Raw genomic sequence first — 18,059 nt, forward strand, 5'->3', positions numbered from 1 at the left:
GGATGCACGTCGGGACGGCTCGCGGAAGCCCGCGCCCGTGTCGGAGGTCCGACCTAGGGTGGCGGCATGACCGCTGCGGGCACCACGACCGACCGACACGACGTGCTGATCATCGGCGGGGGGAACGCGGGGCTCTCGGTCGCGGGGCGCCTCCGCCGCTACGGGGTGGCGGACGTCGCGGTGATCGAGCCGCGCGAGACGCACCTCTACCAGCCGATGTTCTCCCACGTCGCCGGCGGCACCGCTCCCGCCTCGAAGGCGACCCGGCCGCAGGGCTCGGTGACGCCGAAGGGAGTCACCTGGATCCGCGATCGGGTGGAGGCGATCGATCCCGTCGCGAAGACGGTCACCCTCGCCTCCGGTCGGCGGGTCGGCTACGGCGACCTCGTCGTCTGCCCCGGCATCCAGAAGGACTGGTCCGCGGTGCCCGGGCTGACGGAGGCGATGGCGTCCCCGGTCGGCGTCTCGAACTACGAGTTCGAGTACGCGCGAAAGGCGTCGAGCGTGCTCCGCGGAGTCCGCTCCGGCACCGTCGTCTTCACCCAGCCCAGCGGACCCGCCACCTGCTCGGGAGCCTCGCAGAAGCCGATGTACCTCGCCTGCGACTACTGGCGCGAGACCGGCGTGCTCGCGGACGTCCACGTCGTGCTGGTCGTGCCGACACCCACGATGTTCGGCATGCCGCTGATCGACGCGGAGCTCGAGCGCAAGGTGGCGGAGTACGGGATCGACGTGCGCTTCAGCCGCGAGCTGGTCGAGGTGGACGCCGAGAAGCGGACGGTCGTCATCGCGGGCGACGACGGCCGCCGCGCGCAGCTGGGTGTCGACCACGACGCCGGGCACGTCGGCACCGAGCAGCGGGAGACGCTCTCCTACGACGTGCTGCACGCGGTCCCGCCGCAGTCCGCTCCGGACTGGCTCGCGGGCACCGGGCTCGTGGCGGAGGGGAGCACGGGCGGCTTCGTCGAGGTCGACCCGCTGACGCTGCGCCACCCCCGCCATCCCGAGGTCTGGGCGCTCGGCGACGCGGCGGCGACCACGAACTCGAAGTCGGGTGGCGCGCTCCGGCAGCAGACGAAGACCCTGGCGAAGAACCTCGTCGCCGCGCGCCAGGGGAAGCCGCTCCCCCAGGTCTACAACGGCTACTCGGTCTGCCCGTTCGTCGTCTCGCGCTCGACCGTCGTCTTCGCCGAGTTCGACGACCGCTACCGCCCGAAGCCGACCATCCCCTTCTGGAAGGGCCTTGCGAGGGAGCGCCGCATCACCTTCCTCGCCGACCGCTACCTGCTCCCCTGGGTCTACTGGAACCTCATCCTGCAGGGCCGCGCCTGACGGCACGGCTCCGCAACATGCTGGTCGAGTAGCCGCGGCACGCGGCGTATCGAGACCCACCACCGCATGGACGGGGGTCTCGATACGCCCGCTCCGCGGGCTACTCGACCAGCATGGCCCGCCCGCTCCGCGGGCTACTCGACCAGCATGGCCCGCCCGCTCCGCGGGCTGCTCGGGCCGCGCGAGGCTCAGGCCGAGGCCGTCGCCAGCTCTCGGTCCGGGGCCTCCTCGCGGAGGGCGCGGTTGACGGCCGAGACGATCGCCTTCAGGGAGGCGGTCGAGATGTCGGCGTCGACGCCCACGCCCCAGAGGGTGCGGCCGTTCACCGAGCACTCGACGTAGGAGGCGGCCAGCGCGTCGCCGCCGGCGCTGAGAGCGTGCTCGACGTAGTCGAAGACGCGGACCTCGACGCCGTGCTGCGCCAGCACCGCCTCGAAGGCGTTGATCGGGCCGTTGCCGGTCGCGCTCGCGGTGACCGTCTCGTCGCCGACGCGCAGCACGGCGTCGAGGGCGATCGAGCCGCCCAGGTCGCTCGAGGTGCTCGTGCGGGCCAGCTCGAAGCGGCCCCACTTGTCCTCAGCGCGGTGCGCGGGCGCGGGCAGGTACTCGTCCTGGAAGATCGTCCAGATCTGCTCGCTGGTGACCTCGCCGCCCTCGGCGTCGGTCTTGGCCTGCACGACCGCGGAGAACTCGATCTGCAGGCGGCGCGGCAGGTCCAGCGCGTGGTCGGTCTTCAGCAGGTACGCGACGCCGCCCTTGCCGGACTGCGAGTTGACGCGGATGACCGCCTCGTAGGAGCGGCCGAGGTCCTTCGGGTCCACCGGCAGGTAGGGCACCGCCCAGGTCAGCTCGTCGCGGCTGACGCCGGTGCGCTCCGCCTCGGCCTCCATCGCCTCGAAGCCCTTCTTGATGGCGTCCTGGTGCGAGCCGCTGAACGCGGTGAAGACCAGGTCGCCGGCCCACGGGCTGCGCTCGGGCACGGCCAGCTGGTTGCAGTACTCGGCCGTGCGCTTGATGCCGTCCATGTCACTGAAGTCGATCTGCGGGTCGATGCCCTGGGTGAACAGGTTGACGCCCAGCGCGACCAGGTCGACGTTGCCGGTCCGCTCGCCGTTGCCGAAGAGGCAGCCCTCGATGCGGTCGGCGCCGGCCAGGTAGCCCAGCTCGGCCGCCGCGACCGCGGTGCCGCGGTCGTTGTGCGGGTGCAGCGAGACGATGATGTTCTCGCGCTGGGCGAGGTTCCGGCACATCCACTCGATCGAGTCGGCGTAGACGTTGGGCGTTGCCATCTCGACCGTGGCGGGCAGGTTGAGGATGACCTTGCGCTCCGGGGTCGGCTCGAAGACCTCGACCACGCGGTCGCAGATCTCGCGGGCGAAGTCGAGCTCGGTGCCCGTGTAGCTCTCGGGCGAGTACTCGTAGTAGACGGCGGTGCCGGGCACCGTCGCCTCCATCTCGCGGCACTTGCGCGCGCCGGCGAGGGCGATGTCGATGATGCCCTGGCGGTCCTTGCGGAAGACGACCTCGCGCTGCAGCACGCTGGTCGAGTTGTACAGGTGGACGATCGCCTGGCGGGCGCCGCGGATCGACTCGTAGGTGCGCTCGATCAGGTGGTCGCGCGCCTGGGTCAGCACCTGGATGGTGACGTCCTCCGGGATCGCGTCCTCCTCGATGAGGCTGCGGACGAAGTCGAAGTCGGTCTGGCTGGCGCTCGGGAAGCCGACCTCGATCTCCTTGTAGCCCATCCGGACCAGCAGGTCGAACATGATCCGCTTGCGCTCGGGGCTCATCGGATCGATGAGCGCCTGGTTGCCGTCGCGGAGGTCGACGGCGCACCAGCGCGGCGCCGTGGTGATGCGCTTGGCCGGCCAGGTGCGGTCGGGCAGTTCGACGACGATCTGCTCGTGGAACGGCTTGTACTTGCCGATCGGCAGCGACGACGGCTTCTGGGTGTTCTTCATGAGGGTGCTCTCCCGGCGCGCGGACGCGCCTGTCTCTCGTCTCGCGGGGATCCGGATGCGGATCGAACCACGCGGGTGGTCTGTGGTGACGATGGGTCTGATTCAGCCGACGACGGACTCCGCGACGAGGAGGGCCTGAGAATCAGATCTCGTCGCGGCGGCTAAGAAGGAGCAGACCGATGCGCACGCGACCACGGTAGCACTGCGCCCGCGGGTCGGCACCCACGAGGCACCACTGCGGCGCGGACGTCGTCCTCAGGCGACGAGACCGTTCTCGTAGGCGTAGACGACGAGCTGCACCCGGTCGCGCAGCCCGAGCTTGCCGAGCGTGCGGCTGATGTGCGTCTTGACCGTCGCCTCGCTGAGGAACTCCGCCCGGGCGATCTCGGTGTTGCTGAGGCCGCGCGCGGCGAGGTGGAAGATCTCGCGCTCCCGGTCGGTCAGCGTGCCGAACGCCGCGGGAGTCTCGCGGCCGCTCCCCGGCGCGCCGAAGTGCTCGAAGAGCTCGCGCGTCGCGGAGGCGGCGACGACGGCGGTGCCGGCGTGCACGGTGCGGACGGAGGCGAGCAGGAAGCCCGGCTCGGTGTCCTTGAGCAGGAAGCCGCTCGCCCCGGCGCGGATCGCGCGGGCGGCCGCCTCGTCCAGGTCGAAGGTGGTGAGCACCAGGATGCGCGGCGGCTCCACGCCCTTCTCCGCGGCGTCGGCGAGGATCCGCCGCGTCGACTCGATGCCGTCGACCCCCGGCATCCGGATGTCCATCAGCACCACGTCCGGGGCCAGCCGGCCGACGAGCTCCGCGCCCTCCGCGCCGTCGGACGCCTCGCCGACCACCTCGAGGTCCGGCTGGGAGCTGAGCAGCATGCGGATGCCGGCGCGGAAGAGCGCCTGGTCGTCGACGAGGACGAGGCGGATGGTGTCGGTCATGCGGGGTGGCCTCCAGAGGCGACGGGCAGGGCGGTGGAAGTAGGGGCGGGCAGGCGCGCGTCGACCACGAAGTCGTCGCCCTCGGGGCCGGCGCGGAGGACGCCACCGACGAGAGCGGCGCGCTCGCGCATCCCGACGAGCCCGTGCCCCTCCCCGGGCACGCGAGCGGCAACCTCGGCGTCGGCGCAGCGCGCGTTGCGGACGGTGAGGACGATCTCGCCGGACTCGCGGCGCAGCGCGACGTCGAGCGGGGCGCCGGGCCGGCCGTGCCGGAGCGCGTTCGTCGTCGCCTCCTGCACGATGCGGTAGAGCGCGAGGCCGATGCCGCGCGGCACGGTCTCGAGGTCGACCTCGAGCTCGGACCGCAGCTGCGTCCCGGCTCCGGAGACGCTCTCGAGCAGCGCCGGCAGGTCGCGCGCCTCCGGCTGCGGTCCGTCGCTCTGGCTGTGCCGGAGCTGAGCGAGGAGGACGCGGACGTCGCCGAGCGCGTCGCGGGCGACCGAGGAGATGGTGAGCAGGGCGGCGTCCGTCTGCGCCGGGCTGGACGCACCGAGGTAGCGGGCGCCGTCCGCCTGCGCGATCACGACGGCGAGCGAGTGCGCCACGACGTCGTGCATGTCGCGGGCGATGCGGTTGCGCTCCTCGACCGTGTCCAGCTCGCGCTGCGCCGCCGCGCGCTCGCGCTCGGCCTCGGCACGGAGGGTCTGCCCCTCGCGCGCTCGCCGCACCGAGCGGGAGAGCAGGCCGACCGTCCAGGAGAGGCCGAGCGTGGCGAGGATCCCGCCGAACACCGCTCCCCCGGTCAGGATCGGCGAGGGGATGGACTGGACGAGCCGGAAGACGATGATCAGGTAGACGACGGCCACGATCGCGCCGAGCACCGCGGAGACGGCCCCTGCCGCGCGCACCCGGCGCCGCTCGGACGCACCGGTGCCGAAGAGCACCGCGAGGATCGCGAGGTCGGCCGGTCCCGGTGCCAGCTGCAGACCCATCTGCAGGAGCGCCCCGCCCCAGGCGATCGTGAGGGAGAGCGCCGGCGCCCGGCGGTGCAGGACCAGCGCGACCGCCAGCACTCCGCCGACGACCGGCTGGAGCGAGCCGTCGGGCGCCGCGAACGGCACGGTCGAGATCAGCAGCAGGAGGAGCGCCTGCCAGCCGGCCGCTCCGACGGCGAAGCCGTCCTGCGGACCGGCGACGCGCACCACGAGCGCATCGATCCTGTCGCCGGGACCGACCGGCCGCCGCACCCCGGCGCGCCAGACGAGGACCTCCAGGCCGGCGAGGAGGGCGGCGACGACCAGCGCGGCGACGGCGCGGAAGAGCAGGACCTGGTCGGCGCTCGCCTCCTGCGGCAGCAGCTGCTCGGTCCCGCTCAGTGCGGCGACCAGCCCGGCGACGCCCGCGAGCAGGAGGGCGCCGACGAGGGTCAGCGTCCGCGTCCAGGGCCCGAGCCGGCGCGCCGTGGACCACAGGACGAGCAGGCCCACGAGGACACCGTCCACCGGCACGCCGAGGAGCGGGATCCCGCCGCCGGTGACCGCCCCGACGGCGACCAGGGACGGCGCGAGGGCCGGCAGGAAGGCCGCGAGGCCGAGGCCGAGCGCGATCAGCAGACCGCCGCTGAGGTGCTCCGGCGCGATCAGGCCGGCCGCGCTCAGTCCGAGGTGGAGGACCCCGAGCAGGGCTCCCGCGATCGGGAGCGTCGCCGGACGATCCAGGAGCGCACGCATGAGCCCCACGCTACGCGGCGACGTCGCCGCGGGGCGTCGTCCGGGAGAGTGACTGCCGTCCCCCTCCCGATCCGGCGCCGCACTCACCGCTCAGAAGCCGAGGCGGCCGAGCAGCTTCGGGTCGCGCTGCCACTCCTTGGCGACCTTCACCCGGATGGAGAGGAACACGCGCCGGCCGAGCAGCCGCTCGATCTGCTCGCGCGACACGGCGCCCACCTCGCGCAGGCGCTGACCGCCCTTGCCGATGATGATGCCCTTCTGGCTGTCGCGCTCCACGAAGACGTTCGCGTAGATGTCGATGAAGGAGCCGTCCTCGCGCTCGACCATGTCGTCGAGCGTCACGGCGAGCGAGTGCGGCAGCTCGTCGGAGACGCCCTCGAGCGCTGCCTCGCGGATGAACTCGGCGATGCGCGAGCCGGTGTCCTCGTCGGTCACGGCCTCCTCGGGGTAGAGCGCGGGCGAGACCGGCATGAGGCGCAGCAGCTCGACCGCGAGCACGTCGAGCTGCTCCTCGGTGACCGCCGAGATCGGCACGATGGTGTCCCACTCGCGCAGCTCGGAGACGGCGAGCAGCTGCTTGGCGACGGACTTCTTCGAGGAGAGGTCGACCTTCGAGACGATCGCGATCTTGCGGGCGCGCGGGAAGGCCTCGAGCTGCTCGTTGATGAACCGGTCGCCGGGGCCGATCGGCTCGTCGGCCGGGAAGAGCATTCCGATCACGTCGACGTCGCCGAGGGTCGAGGTGACGAGGGAGTTCAGCCGCTCGCCGAGCAGGGTGCGCGGGCGGTGGATACCCGGGGTGTCCACCACGATGAGCTGGCCGTCGAGCCGGTGCACGATGCCGCGGATGGCGCGGCGGGTGGTCTGCGGCTTCGAGCTGGTGATGGCGATCTTCTCGCCGACCAGCGCGTTGGTGAGCGTGGACTTGCCGACGTTCGGGCGGCCCACGAACGACACGAAGCCTGCCCGGTAGGGGGTCGTGGGAGTGCTGGGGTCGGTCATCGTGCGTCCTCGTCCTGGTGGTCTGTCTCGGCGACGATCGCGACCGGTCCGGTGCCGGTCTCGCCTGAGGGATCGTAGTCGGGATCGCGCCGCACGATGACGGTCGAGATGGTGCCGCGACGGGGATCCGCCTGCTCGGCCTCGAGGATCACCCCGTCGATCCGGGCGGTCGCGCCCCGCTCTGGCAGGCGGCCGTAGGCCTTGGTGAGCAGTCCGCCGACCGAGTCGACGTCGTCGTCCTCGAGTTCGAGGTCGAACAGCTCGCCCAGCTCGTCGACGGGCAGCCGCGCCGAGACGCGGTAGACGCCCGGCTCGGTCTCCTCGAAGAGGTCGACCTCCCGGTCGTACTCGTCCGAGATGTCGCCGACGAGCTCCTCGATCAGGTCCTCGAGCGTGACCAGCCCGGCGATGCCGCCGTACTCGTCCACCACCATGGCGAGGTGGTTGGACTCGAGCTGCATCTGGCGCAGCAGCTCGTCGGCCTTCTTCGACTCCGGCACGAACAGCGCGGGACGGGCGAGGTCGGCCGCCGAGTCGTCGTCGTCCGGGCGCTCGTAGGTGTGCCGGGCCACGTCGCGGAGGTAGAGCACGCCGAGCACGTCGTCGACGCCGTCGCCGATGACGGGCAGCCGGGAGATGCCGCGGCTGAGCAGCAGTCCCATGCCTGCGCCGACCGACGCGCCGGCCTCGATCGTCACCATGTCGGTCCGCGGCACCATCACCTCGCGCACCAGCGTGTCGTTGAACTCGAAGATGGAGTGGATGAGCTCGCGGTCGTCCTGCTCGAGGACCGACTGCTCGGTCGCCTCGTCGACCATGCTCAGCAGCTGCTCCTCGGAGGAGAAGCCGGCCGAGCGGCCGGTGCCCGGGGTGACCCGGTTGCCCAGCGCGACGAGGCCGTGCGCGACCGGGCCGAGCGCGACCCGCAGCACGTGCACGAGCGAGGCGCTGGAGCCGAGCACGGCACGGGCGTGGGCGCGCCCGACGCTGCGCGGGCTGGAGCCGACGAGCACGAACGAGACAGCCGCCATGATCAGGATCGCGAGCAGGAGCGCCAGCCACAGGGCGTCGACCACGACGACGAGCACGGTGGTGACGAAGACCGCGGCGGTGGTCTCGGCCGCGATCCGGGTGAAGTTGACGACGTTGACGTGCGCGCTCATGTCGCCGGCGATGGCCCGCAGGGCGCGCGAGCTGCGCGAGTGGTTCGCCATCTCGAGGACGTCGCTGCGGGAGAGCACGCCGAGGGCGGCGTCGGTGGCGGCGAGCCAACCGCCGAGGGCGACGAGGCCGAGGGCCGCGATGAGGAGCTGGACGGTGAGCACGCCGGGCCTAGCGGCGTCGCTCGCTGATGTGGAACCCGACGAGGATGTCGCGCTGGATGCCGAACATCTCGCGCTCCTCCTCGGGCTCCGCGTGGTCGAAGCCGAGCAGGTGCAGCAGCCCGTGGGCCGTGAGCAGCAGCAGCTCGTCGAGCACGGAGTGGCCGGCGGCCTCGGCCTGGCTCTGCGCCACCTGCGGGCAGAGCACGATGTCGCCGAGCAGGCCGGCCGGGGTCGGCTCGTCCTCGGTGCCGGGGCGCAGCTCGTCCATCGGGAAGCTCAGCACGTCGGTGGGGCCGGGCTCGTCCATCCACTGCACGTGCAGCTGCTCCATCGCGCCCTCGTCGACCAGCACGATCGCGAGCTCGGCGTCGGGGTGCACGTGCATCGAGTCGAGCGCGTAGCCCGCGAGGCGCAGCAGGGTCGACTCGTCCACAGGGATGCTCGACTCGTTGTTGATCTCGATGCTCACGGGGTGCGGTTTTCCTTCGATCGGGAGGGGCTCGGCGGGGCGGGAGGCGGTGGTACGGCGCTCAGGCGCGCGGGCGCTTGGGCTGCGCGTCGCCGGTCGAGCGGGTGGCCGCCCGGCGCTCGGCGCGGGCCGCGAACTCGCGGGCCTGCTCGCGCTCGAAGCTCTGCGCCTGCTTCTGCTGGTCGTACTCGGTGTACGCGTCGACGATCCGGCCGACGAGGCTGTGGCGGACCACGTCCTCGCTGGTCAGCCGGGCGAAGTGGATGTCGTCGATGTCGTCGAGCACCCGGGTCACCAGGCGGAGACCGCTCGATCCGGCGGGGAGGTCGACCTGGGTGATGTCGCCCGTGATCACCATCTTCGAGCCGAAGCCGAGGCGGGTGAGGAACATCTTCATCTGCTCCGGCGTCGTGTTCTGCGCCTCGTCGAGCACGACGAACGAGGAGTTCAGCGTGCGGCCGCGCATGTAGGCCAGCGGCGCGACCTCGATGGTGCCCGCCGCGAGCAGCTTCGGCACGATCTCCGGGTCCATCATCTCGTTCAGCGCGTCGTAGAGCGGGCGCAGGTACGGGTCGATCTTGTCGGTGAGCGAGCCGGGCAGGTAGCCCAGCCGCTCCCCCGCCTCGACCGCGGGGCGCGTGAGGATGATCCGCTCGACCTCCTTGCGCTGCAGGGACTGCACCGCCTTGGCCATCGCGAGGTAGGTCTTGCCGGTGCCGGCCGGGCCGATGCCGAAGACGATCGTGTTCTGATCGACGGCGTCGACGTACTCGCGCTGCCCCAGGGTCTTCGGGCGGATGCTCTTCCCGCGCGCCGTGAGGATGGCCTGGCCGAACGCGTCCGCGGGACGCACCGGCCCGCCGTTCTCGAGGATGCGCGCGGACTCGCGCACGCCCTCCGGGTCGAGGTCGTGGCCGCCTGCCGTCATGAGCACCAGTTCTTCCACCAGGCGCGCCGCCGCGGCGACGGGGGCGCCCTCGCCGTCGAGGGTCACCTCGTTGCCGCGCACGTGCACCCGTACGTCGGGGAATCGCGATTCGACCGCCCGGATGAGGCGGTCCTGGGGTCCGAGGAGGCGCACCATGGCGATTCCGTCGACGGCGATGACGCGATGGGTCCCGCCGGTGGTCCGGTCCGCGTCGCTCTGCGGGACCGACGGCTCCGTCGAGCCGGTTCGAGTGGGGTTCTGGTCCGCGGAGCGATCGCCCGCGTGATCAACCGGTGGCAAGGGAGCCTTCCGTCAGGTGGCCGCCCAGGACGTGGGCGTGGACGTGGAACACGGTCTGACCGGCCTCTTCGCCGGAGTTGAAGACGAGGCGGAACTGGCCGTTGCTGTGCGCGTCGGCCAGGGTCTGCGCGACGACGGCCATCTCGGCGAGGAGCTCCGGATCGCCCGCGGCGAGCTCGGCGACGTTCGCGTACTCGGGGGTCTTCGGGAAGATCAGCAGGTGGACGGGCGCCTTCGGCGCGATGTCCCGGATCGCGAGGATCCGCTCGTTCTCGAACACCACGTCGGCGGGGATCTCGCCGCGGACGATGCGCGTGAAGACAGTGGGCTCGGTCATGCATCCATCTTAAACGGGGCGAGGGCGACGACGGGGGCGCGTTCGCCCAGGGCGCGCGGATCGGCGGGGATCACCAGCGGCCGAGACGGGCCGAGAGCACGGCGATCGCGGCCGGGCCGGCGGTGGAGGTGCGCAGGACGGAGTCGCCGAGCGCGACGGCCTCGGCACCCGCGTCGGCGAGGGCGCGCAGCTCCTCCGCCGCGATGCCGCCCTCGGGTCCGACGACGAGCACGAGGTCGCGCCCGTCCGGCTCGACCGCGGTGAGCCGCTCCTCGGCCGAGGGCTCGAGCACAAGCACGCGCGCCGTCGCGGCCCGCTCCACGAGCGCGCGGAGGCCGACGACCGCCGACACCTCCGGCACCCGGGCGCGGAGCGACTGCTTGCTCGCCTCGCGGACGATGCTGCGCCAGCGCTCGCGGCCCTTCTCCTCCTTGACGCCCGACCAGCGCGAGACGCTGCGGGCGGCCTGCCACGGCACGACCTCGTCCACGCCGAGCTCGGTCGCCGCCTGGATCGCCAGCTCGTCGCGGTCGCCCTTCGCGAGCGCCTGCACGAGCACGAGGCGCGGGCTCGGCGCGGGCACCTCCTCGACCGACTCGACCGCGAGGACGACACGCGACGCCTCCGCGCTCTCGACGACGGCCACGGCGACCCGGCCTCGGCCGTCGCCGACGCGGACGCTCTCGCCCGCGCGGATCCGGCTCACGGTCGCGAGGTGGCGCGCCTCCGCGCCGGAGAGCTCCAACCGGCCGCCGGCGACGAAGTCCCCGGAGTCGAGCGACTCGTCGATGTAGTGGTGCGCCACGCCGGATCCGGTCAGCCCAGGAAGCGGTCGCGGAGCTTGGAGAAGAGCCCCTGCTGGAAGTGCGTGAGGGCCGGCTTCTGCGGCTTGTAGTGCTTGGCGAACTCCTGCACCAGCTCGCGCTCGCGGTGCCCCAGCTTGGTCGGGGTGACCACCTGGATGCCGACGCGGAGGTCGCCGCGGCCGTTGCCGCGCAGCTTGGTGACGCCGCGGCCCTTGATCGTGACGATCTCGGTGCTCTGCGTGCCCGGCTTGACCTCGATCTCGATGTCGCCGTCGAGCGCCGCGAGGGTCGTCGTCGAGCCGAGGATCGCGTCCGTCATCTGCACCTCGAGGGTGCAGAGCAGGTCGTCGCCGTTGCGGCTGAAGATGTCGTGGTGCTTGACCTTGATCTCGAGGTAGAGGTCGCCGCTCGGGCCGCCGGCCGGGCCGACCTCGCCGCTGCCGGGCATCTGCAGGCGGAGGCCCGTGTCGACGCCCGCGGGGACGTCGACGGGGATGGTCCGGCGCGCGCGGACGCGGCCCTGACCCTGGCAGGTGGAGCACGGAGTGGCGATGACGGTGCCGTAGCCGCGGCAGGTGCCGCAGGGGCTGGCCGTCATCACGTTGCCGAGCAGCGAGCGGACGGTGCGCTGGATCTGGCCGGAGCCGTGGCAGATGTCGCAGGTGACCGGCGAGGTGCCCGGCTGGCAGCACGAGCCCTGGCAGGTCTCGCAGAGCACGGCCGTGTCGACCTCGAGGTCGCGGTGGGTGCCGAAGATGACCTCGTCGAGCGAGACCTCGACGCGCAGCAGCGCGTCCTGGCCGCGCTCCCGGCGCGATCGCGGGCCGCGCGAGGAGCCCTGCGCGCCCTGGCCGAAGAACGTCTCGAAGATGTCGCCGAAGCCGCCGAAGCCCTGCCCGCCACCGCCGGGGAAGCCGTCCTGCGGGCCGCGGTCGTACTGCTGTCGCTGCTGGGCGTCGCTCAGGACGTCGTAGGCGTGCGTGACGAGCTTGAACCGCTCGGACGCGTCCGCGCTCGGGTTGACGTCGGGGTGCAGCTCGCGTGCGAGCCGGCGGTACGCCTTCTTGATCTCGTCGGCGGAGGCGTCTCGGTCGACGCCGAGGACTTCGTAGTGATCGGCCACAGGGGGCTTCGTCCTTCGTTCGTGGTCGGTGCGCCGGGCGCGGCGGACCTGTCGGGAGCCGGGGTTCCGGCGAGGGTCTGGGAGCGGGTCATTCCTCGCCGAGGAGGCGGGAGAGGTAGCGGGCGACGGCGCGGACCGCCGCGATGTTGCCGGAGTAGTCCATCCTGATCGGTCCGAGGACCCCCAGGCGCGAGACCTGGCCGCCGGCCGTGTTGTAGCCGCTGGTCAGCACGGACGTCTCCTGCAGGCCGAACGGCGCGTTCTCGCGGCCGATGCGGACCGAGATGCCGCGCGGGTCCGGCGTCATCTCGGCGAAGAGGCGCAGCAGCTCGACCTGTTCCTCGATCGCCTCGAGAACGGGGTAGATGCTGCCGGAGAAGTCCTCCTCGGTGCGCACCAGGTTCGCGGCGCCCGCCATCACCAGGCGGTCCTGCCGGTTCGCGCCGACCTGCTCGAGCAGGGTCTGCACCACCGGGTCGACGACGGCGCGGCGCTCCGGGCTGAACTGCTCGGTCGCGCTCTGCAGCGTCTCCGCCGCAGCGGCGAGCCCCAGGCCGAGGACGGCGGTGTTGAGCTTCGCCCGGATCTCGCCGAGCAGCAGCTCGTCGACGTCCTCGGGCGTCTCGAGCACGCGCTGGTCGACGCGGCCGGTGTCGGTGATCAGCACGGAGAGCAACCGCCGCGGGGCGAGGGCGACCAGCTCGACGTGACGGATGCGCGCGGCCCCGAAGGACGGGTACTGCACGAGCGCGACGCTGTTGGTGAGCTGCGAGAGCAGCCGGACCGTTCGCACGAGCACCTCGTCGAGGTCGGGGCTCTGGCCGAGGAAGGTCTCGATCGCCTGCCGCTGCGCCGCGGTCAGCGGGCGCAGGTCGGTCAGCTGGTCGACGAAGAGGCGGTAGCCCTTGTCGGTGGGGACGCGGCCGGAGGAGGTGTGCGGGGCCGCGATCAGCTCCTCCTCCTCGAGCTGCGCCATCTCGTTGCGGATGGTCGCCGCGGAGACGCCGAACGCGTGGCGCTCGACGATCGACTTGGAGCCCACCGGCTCGCGGTTCGCGACGTAGTCCTGCACGATCACGCGCAGGACCTGGAGACCGCGCTCCGTCACCATACGACCGACCTCCCGCCGGACTCCGGGTGCCTCGCGGCACGACCACCTCGGCGCCGTGGCGCCACGCGGAGCTTGGCACTCCACGAGATTGAGTGCCAATCATAACCGCGCAGGAGGAAGGAGGGCGGGGCTCGCCCTGGATCCGCCCCGTCGCGGCTCGCTCTCTGCCACGATGGACGCCGAGCGCCCGGGGTCGCCCGGCGCGCCGATTCCTGAGACGGAGATCACCATGTCGGCAACCCCGCCCCCGCCGCCCGCCTACTCGACGCCCGCCCCGCCGCTGAACCCGGCCGACGAGAAGACCTGGGCGATCGTCACCCACATCACGGGCATCTTCTTCAGCTTCATCCCGTCGCTGATCGTCTACCTCGTCTTCAAGGGCCGCGGGCCCTTCCTCGAGGCGCACGCGAAGACGGCGCTGAACTTCCACCTCACGACCCTGATCGCCTACGTCGCGGGGACGATCCTGAGCTTCGTGCTCGTCGGCTTCATCGTCTTCATCGTCGTGCCGATCCTCGTGATCGTCTTCGCGATCATCGCCTCGGTGCGCGCCAGCGCCGGCGAGTACTACACGTACCCGCTGAGCATCCCCTTCTTCAAGTAGGCACCGAGCGGGATCTCGATACGCCCGCTCCGCGGGCTACTCGATCAGCATGAGGAGCCCACGATGCGGGCCGCTCGATCAGCATGACGCGCCTGCTCCACCTCATGCTGGTCGAGTAGCCACCGCAGGCGGAACCCCATGCTGGTCGAGTAGCCGCCGCAGGCGGCGTATCGAGACCCACGCACATCGGACAGGGGATCTCGATGCGCCCGCTCCGCGGGCTGCTCGATCAGCAGGGAGCGGTCCGGCTCAGCCGTCCGTGAGGCGGCGGACGACCGCGTCGGCCAGCAGCCGGCCGTGCAGCGTCAGCACGAGGCGCCCGCGGAGGGCGGCCCGGCCGTCGACGAGGCCGTCGGCGATCAGACCCGCGACCTCGCGGCGGCGCTCCGGGTCGATCGCGTCGATCGGCAGCCCGTCCGCCAGGCGCGAGCGCAGCAGCACGTCCTCCACCCGGCGGGTCGCGGCGTCGAGGGTCTCCCGTCCGGCGGCCGGCGACGAGCCGGAGTGCAGCCGCTCGGCGTAGGCCGCCGGGTGCTTCACGTTCCACCAGCGCACCCCGCCGACGTGGCTGTGGGCACCGGGCCCGACGCCCCACCAGTCGTGCCCCAGCCAGTAGGACACGTTGTGCCGCGACCGGTGGGCGTCGTCGCGCGCCCAGTTGCTGACCTCGTACCAGGAGTAGCCGGCCGCAGCGAGCCGAGCGTCCGCCAGCTCGTACATGTCGGCGGTCAGGTCGTCGTCCGGAGTGGCCACCTCACCGCGGCGGATCTGCCGCGCGAGCTTCGTCCCGTCCTCGACGATCAGCGCGTAGGCCGAGAGGTGGTCGGGCCGGTTGGCCAGCGCCGAATCGAGCGAGCGCTCCCAGTCGGGCAGCGACTCCCCCGGCGTGCCGTAGATCAGGTCGAGGCTGACCTGCAGCCCTGCCTCGCGCGCCCACTCGACGACGAGCGGCACGCGCTCGGGATCGTGGGTGCGCTCGAGCGTCGCGAGCACGTGCGGCACGGCCGACTGCATCCCGAAGCTGACCCGGGTGAACCCGGCGTCGGCCAGCTCGCGGAGGTAGGCGGCGTCGACAGAATCCGGGTTCGCCTCCGTGGTGATCTCGGCACCGTCGGCGACGCCGAAGTGACGCCGGAGCCCGTCGAGCATGCGCACCAGATCGCGGGCGGGCAGCAGCGTCGGAGTCCCGCCGCCGAAGAACACGGTCGCCGCAGGCCGTCGCGGCAGACCCGCGGCCGCGAGCACGCCCTCGCCGAGCGCCATCTCGACGATCGCCTCGTCGGCGTAGTCCTGCTGCTTCGCGCCGCGCAGCTCGGTCGCGGTGTAGGTGTTGAAGTCGCAGTAGCCGCAGCGCACCCGACAGAACGGGACGTGCACGTACAGCCCGAGGTCGCGGGTCTCCACGCCGTCGGCGACGGAGGCCGGCAGGAGTCCGTCGAGGGGCGCCGGGTCGGCGAGCGGGAGGGCGCTGCCCACGTCAGCTGACGCGCGCCGGCAGCAGCGCGCGCAGGTACTTCTTGACCTGCCGCTTCTGCACGACCCGGAGGACGGGGGTGCCGAGACGGTAGAGGGCGGTGGAGGGCCGCGAGAACACGCGGATGACGAGCCAGACCGAGTCGTCGGCGCGCTTCTCGACCACGAAGGACTCCTCGCCGCTCTCCGGGTGGCCCTCGAGGGTGCCGTAGGCGAAGCCGACCTGGTCGGGCTCGTCGACGACGTACACGACCCGCACGGGGGCGTTCACCGTCCGGCCGAGCAGCGTGATCTTGAGCACGGCCGTCACGCCGGCGGTGATGTAGGGCGTGCCGTCCGCCGAGAACTGCTCCTCGGTCGGGCGGCTGGCGAGGTCGATCGGGGTGCCGGCGGAGTCGAAGTTCACGCCGGTGTACTGCACGCCGCTGCCGGCTGTGATGTCGGTGACGGCGATGCCGCTGCCGCGCTGCACGCCCCACGTCATCAGCGACGCGGTCGTGATCGCGAAGCGCTCGGCGCCCGAGCCCAGGCGCGCCTCGAACCGCTCGGCGGTGAAGCCGTCCGGCGGGTACTCGAGCAGGTCCGGCGCGAGCGTGCCGCCGACCGCCGCGTAGGTGACCTGCGGCTGCCCCTCGAAGCTCGAGCGCCGGACGCTCACTTCTTGTCCTTCGTCTCGACGTCACCACTCAGGGCGGCGATGAACGCCTCCTGCGGGACCTCGACGCGGCCGACCATCTTCATGCGCTTCTTGCCCTCCTTCTGCTTCTCGAGCAGTTTGCGCTTGCGGGTGATGTCACCGCCATAGCACTTGGCGAGGACGTCCTTCCGCATCGCGCTGATCGACTCGCGCGCGATGATGCGGGCGCCGATCGCGGCCTGGATGGGCACCTCGAACTGCTGGCGCGGGATCAGCTTGCGCAGCCGCCCCGTCATCAGGACGCCGTAGGCGTAGGCCTTGTCGCGGTGGACGATCGCGCTGAACGCGTCGACCTGCTCGCCCTGCAGCAGGATGTCGACCTTCACCAGGTCGGCCTCCTGGTCGCCGGCGGGCTCGTAGTCGAGCGAGGCGTAGCCGGCCGTCTTCGACTTGAGGTTGTCGAAGAAGTCGAAGACGATCTCGCCGAGGGGCATGTGGTAGCGGATCTCGACGCGGTCCTCGCCGAGGTACTCCATGCCGATCAGCGTGCCGCGGCGGCTCTGGCAGAGCTCCATGATCGTGCCGACGTAGTCCTTCGGCGCGAGGATCGCGGCCCGGACGATCGGCTCGGTGACGCTGGCGATCTTGCCGACCGGGAACTCGCTCGGGTTGGTGACCGTGACGGTGCTCTTGTCGTCGGTGGTCACCTCGTAGATGACGGACGGCGCCGTGGTGATCAGGTCGAGGCCGAACTCGCGGTCGAGCCGCTCGGTGACGATCTCGAGGTGCAGCAGGCCGAGGAAGCCGCAGCGGAAGCCGAAGCCGAGCGCGACCGAGGTCTCGGGCTCGTAGACGAGCGCCGCGTCGGAGAGCTTGAGCTTGTCCAGTGCCTCGCGGAGGTCGGGGTAGTCGCTGCCGTCGATCGGGTAGAGACCCGAGAACACCATCGGCAGCGGCTCGGTGTAGCCGGGCAGCGCCTCGGTGGCGGGCTTGGACGCGGTGGTGACGGTGTCGCCGACCTTCGACTGTCGGACGTCCTTCACGCCGGTGATCAGGTAGCCGACCTCGCCGACGCCGAGGCCCTTGGTGGAGACGGGCTCGGGGCTGGAGACGCCGATCTCGAGGATCTCGTGCGTCGCGCGCGTCGACATCATCTGGATCTTCTCGCGCGGCGAGAGCTGGCCGTCGATCATCCGGACGTAGGTGACGACGCCGCGGTAGGAGTCGTAGACGGAGTCGAAGATCATCGCGCGGGCGGGAGCGTTCTTGTCGCCGACCGGCGCGGGCACCAGCTCCGTGACGCGGTCGAGCAGCGCCTCGACGCCGACGCCGGTCTTGCCGGAGACGCGGAGGACGTCGGCCGGGTCGCCGCCGATGAGGCTCGCGAGCTCGGCCGCGTACTTCTCCGGGTCGGCGGCGGGGAGGTCGATCTTGTTGAGGACCGGGATGATCGCCAGGTCGTTCTCGAGCGCGAGGTAGAGGTTCGCGAGGGTCTGCGCCTCGATGCCCTGCGCGGCGTCGACCAGCAGGATCGCGCCCTCGCAGGCGGCGAGCGAGCGGCTGACCTCGTAGGAGAAGTCGACGTGACCGGGGGTGTCGATCATGTTCAGCGCGAAGGTCTGCCCGTCGCGCTCCCACGGCATGCGGACGGCCTGCGACTTGATCGTGATGCCGCGCTCGCGCTCGATGTCCATCCGATCGAGGTACTGCGCGCGCATGGCGCGGTCCTCGACCACGCCCGTGATGCCGAGCATGCGATCGGCGAGCGTCGACTTGCCGTGATCGATGTGGGCGATGATGCAGAAGTTGCGGATGGACGCCGGATCGGTCGCGGCGGGCTCGAGCCCGAGGTGTGCACGTGGAGACATCGTGCGTCCAGTGTCCCACGGCCGGGGTGCGGCGGAGGGCGAGGGGCCGGGACCGGCCGGATGCGGGGCAGAACGTCAGCTGTGGAGGGACCTCGTCGCTGAGGGGCGATGAATGCCCTTCTCCGCTGA

General features: G+C 71.8%; 16 protein-coding genes. 2 read left to right on the forward strand and 14 right to left on the reverse strand.

All coding sequences use genetic code 11. The features are described 5' to 3' along the window. The first annotated feature begins 66 nt into the window (after window positions 1–66). Entirely contained in the window at window positions 67–1,332 is a 1,266-nt protein-coding gene (locus MT353_RS00375) for an NAD(P)/FAD-dependent oxidoreductase (RefSeq protein WP_243623300.1), read from the forward strand. Between the two features lie 188 nt (window positions 1,333–1,520). Here MT353_RS00375 and leuA read toward each other — a convergent pair whose 3' ends face one another. From leuA to hrcA, 11 genes are all read right to left on the reverse strand, one after another. After that, on the reverse strand, window positions 1,521–3,293 hold the full coding sequence (gene leuA, locus MT353_RS00380; RefSeq protein WP_132438321.1) for a 2-isopropylmalate synthase: 1,773 nt from the start codon (window positions 3,291–3,293) through the stop codon (window positions 1,521–1,523). A 255-nt stretch (window positions 3,294–3,548) separates the two neighbouring features. After that, window positions 3,549–4,217 carry a response regulator transcription factor gene (locus MT353_RS00385; protein ID WP_123445626.1) on the reverse strand — a complete coding sequence of 223 codons (669 nt, stop codon included), beginning with the start codon at window positions 4,215–4,217 and terminating at the stop codon, window positions 3,549–3,551. Continuing rightward, a complete protein-coding gene (locus MT353_RS00390) occupies window positions 4,214–5,947 on the reverse strand; it encodes a sensor histidine kinase (protein ID WP_243623301.1) in 1,734 nt (577 codons plus the stop codon). Before MT353_RS00390 ends, MT353_RS00385 begins: the two co-directional genes overlap by 4 nt. A 90-nt stretch (window positions 5,948–6,037) precedes the next feature. After that, the gene (gene era, locus MT353_RS00395) at window positions 6,038–6,949 is read right to left on the reverse strand and encodes a GTPase Era (RefSeq protein WP_243623302.1); all 912 of its coding nucleotides are present in this window, start codon (window positions 6,947–6,949) and stop codon (window positions 6,038–6,040) included. After that, window positions 6,946–8,274, reverse strand: a complete 1,329-nt coding sequence (locus MT353_RS00400) for a hemolysin family protein (protein WP_123445623.1) — start codon at window positions 8,272–8,274, stop codon at window positions 6,946–6,948. The genes era and MT353_RS00400 overlap by 4 nt, the downstream gene beginning before the upstream one ends. Before the next feature lie 7 nt (window positions 8,275–8,281). Beyond that, window positions 8,282–8,743 carry an rRNA maturation RNase YbeY gene (gene ybeY, locus MT353_RS00405; protein WP_243623303.1) on the reverse strand — a complete coding sequence of 154 codons (462 nt, stop codon included), beginning with the start codon at window positions 8,741–8,743 and terminating at the stop codon, window positions 8,282–8,284. Window positions 8,744–8,804: 61 nt separating this feature from the next. Further along, window positions 8,805–9,827: a PhoH family protein gene (locus tag MT353_RS00410; protein WP_123445998.1), complete on the reverse strand. Its 1,023-nt coding sequence runs from the start codon at window positions 9,825–9,827 to the stop codon at window positions 8,805–8,807. A 130-nt stretch (window positions 9,828–9,957) separates the two neighbouring features. Further along, complete coding sequence (locus MT353_RS00415) at window positions 9,958–10,308, reverse strand: histidine triad nucleotide-binding protein (RefSeq protein WP_123735452.1); 351 nt, start codon at window positions 10,306–10,308, stop codon at window positions 9,958–9,960. Between the two features lie 70 nt (window positions 10,309–10,378). Beyond that, window positions 10,379–11,113 carry a 16S rRNA (uracil(1498)-N(3))-methyltransferase gene (locus MT353_RS00420; RefSeq protein ID WP_243623304.1) on the reverse strand — a complete coding sequence of 245 codons (735 nt, stop codon included), beginning with the start codon at window positions 11,111–11,113 and terminating at the stop codon, window positions 10,379–10,381. Between the two features lie 11 nt (window positions 11,114–11,124). Continuing rightward, complete coding sequence (gene dnaJ, locus MT353_RS00425; protein WP_123445619.1) at window positions 11,125–12,237, reverse strand: molecular chaperone DnaJ; 1,113 nt, start codon at window positions 12,235–12,237, stop codon at window positions 11,125–11,127. An 88-nt stretch (window positions 12,238–12,325) separates the two neighbouring features. After that, complete coding sequence (hrcA, locus tag MT353_RS00430; protein ID WP_123445618.1) at window positions 12,326–13,348, reverse strand: heat-inducible transcriptional repressor HrcA; 1,023 nt, start codon at window positions 13,346–13,348, stop codon at window positions 12,326–12,328. A gap of 229 nt (window positions 13,349–13,577) precedes the next feature. On the opposite strand from hrcA, the gene MT353_RS00435 reads away from it, so the two are divergent. Continuing rightward, window positions 13,578–13,952, forward strand: coding sequence for a DUF4870 domain-containing protein (locus tag MT353_RS00435; protein ID WP_123704749.1), 375 nt, complete (start codon window positions 13,578–13,580; stop codon window positions 13,950–13,952). Window positions 13,953–14,201: 249 nt separating this feature from the next. Here MT353_RS00435 and hemW read toward each other — a convergent pair whose 3' ends face one another. From hemW to lepA, 3 genes are read right to left on the reverse strand one after another with little or no spacing between them, the layout of a single operon-like run. Beyond that, complete coding sequence (gene hemW / locus MT353_RS00440; RefSeq protein ID WP_243623305.1) at window positions 14,202–15,428, reverse strand: radical SAM family heme chaperone HemW; 1,227 nt, start codon at window positions 15,426–15,428, stop codon at window positions 14,202–14,204. Window position 15,429: 1 nt separating this feature from the next. Continuing rightward, window positions 15,430–16,083, reverse strand: coding sequence for a DUF1990 family protein (locus MT353_RS00445; protein WP_123445616.1), 654 nt, complete (start codon window positions 16,081–16,083; stop codon window positions 15,430–15,432). Continuing rightward, a complete protein-coding gene (gene lepA, locus MT353_RS00450; RefSeq protein ID WP_123445615.1) occupies window positions 16,080–17,930 on the reverse strand; it encodes a translation elongation factor 4 in 1,851 nt (616 codons plus the stop codon). Before lepA ends, MT353_RS00445 begins: the two co-directional genes overlap by 4 nt. Between the last annotated feature and the right edge of the window lie 129 nt (window positions 17,931–18,059).

Source organism: Rathayibacter sp. VKM Ac-2927 (genome assembly GCF_022815525.1).
In the GTDB taxonomy this organism is placed as follows: Bacteria; Actinomycetota; Actinomycetes; order Actinomycetales; family Microbacteriaceae; genus Rathayibacter; species Rathayibacter festucae.

Excerpts from the sequence above, each read along its gene's own strand:
- era (WP_243623302.1), bottom strand. The coding sequence starts at position 6,949 with ATGACCGACCCCAGCACTCCCACGACCCCCTACCGGGCAGGCTTCGTG.
- MT353_RS00415 (WP_123735452.1), bottom strand. The coding sequence starts at position 10,308 with ATGACCGAGCCCACTGTCTTCACGCGCATCGTCCGCGGCGAGATCCCC.
- lepA (WP_123445615.1), bottom strand. The coding sequence starts at position 17,930 with ATGTCTCCACGTGCACACCTCGGGCTCGAGCCCGCCGCGACCGATCCG.
- hrcA (WP_123445618.1), bottom strand. The coding sequence starts at position 13,348 with ATGGTGACGGAGCGCGGTCTCCAGGTCCTGCGCGTGATCGTGCAGGAC.
- MT353_RS00435 (WP_123704749.1), top strand. The coding sequence starts at position 13,578 with ATGTCGGCAACCCCGCCCCCGCCGCCCGCCTACTCGACGCCCGCCCCG.
- MT353_RS00375 (WP_243623300.1), top strand. The coding sequence starts at position 67 with ATGACCGCTGCGGGCACCACGACCGACCGACACGACGTGCTGATCATC.
- leuA (WP_132438321.1), bottom strand. The coding sequence starts at position 3,293 with ATGAAGAACACCCAGAAGCCGTCGTCGCTGCCGATCGGCAAGTACAAG.
- MT353_RS00390 (WP_243623301.1), bottom strand. The coding sequence starts at position 5,947 with ATGCGTGCGCTCCTGGATCGTCCGGCGACGCTCCCGATCGCGGGAGCC.
- MT353_RS00385 (WP_123445626.1), bottom strand. The coding sequence starts at position 4,217 with ATGACCGACACCATCCGCCTCGTCCTCGTCGACGACCAGGCGCTCTTC.
- MT353_RS00410 (WP_123445998.1), bottom strand. The coding sequence starts at position 9,827 with ATGGTGCGCCTCCTCGGACCCCAGGACCGCCTCATCCGGGCGGTCGAA.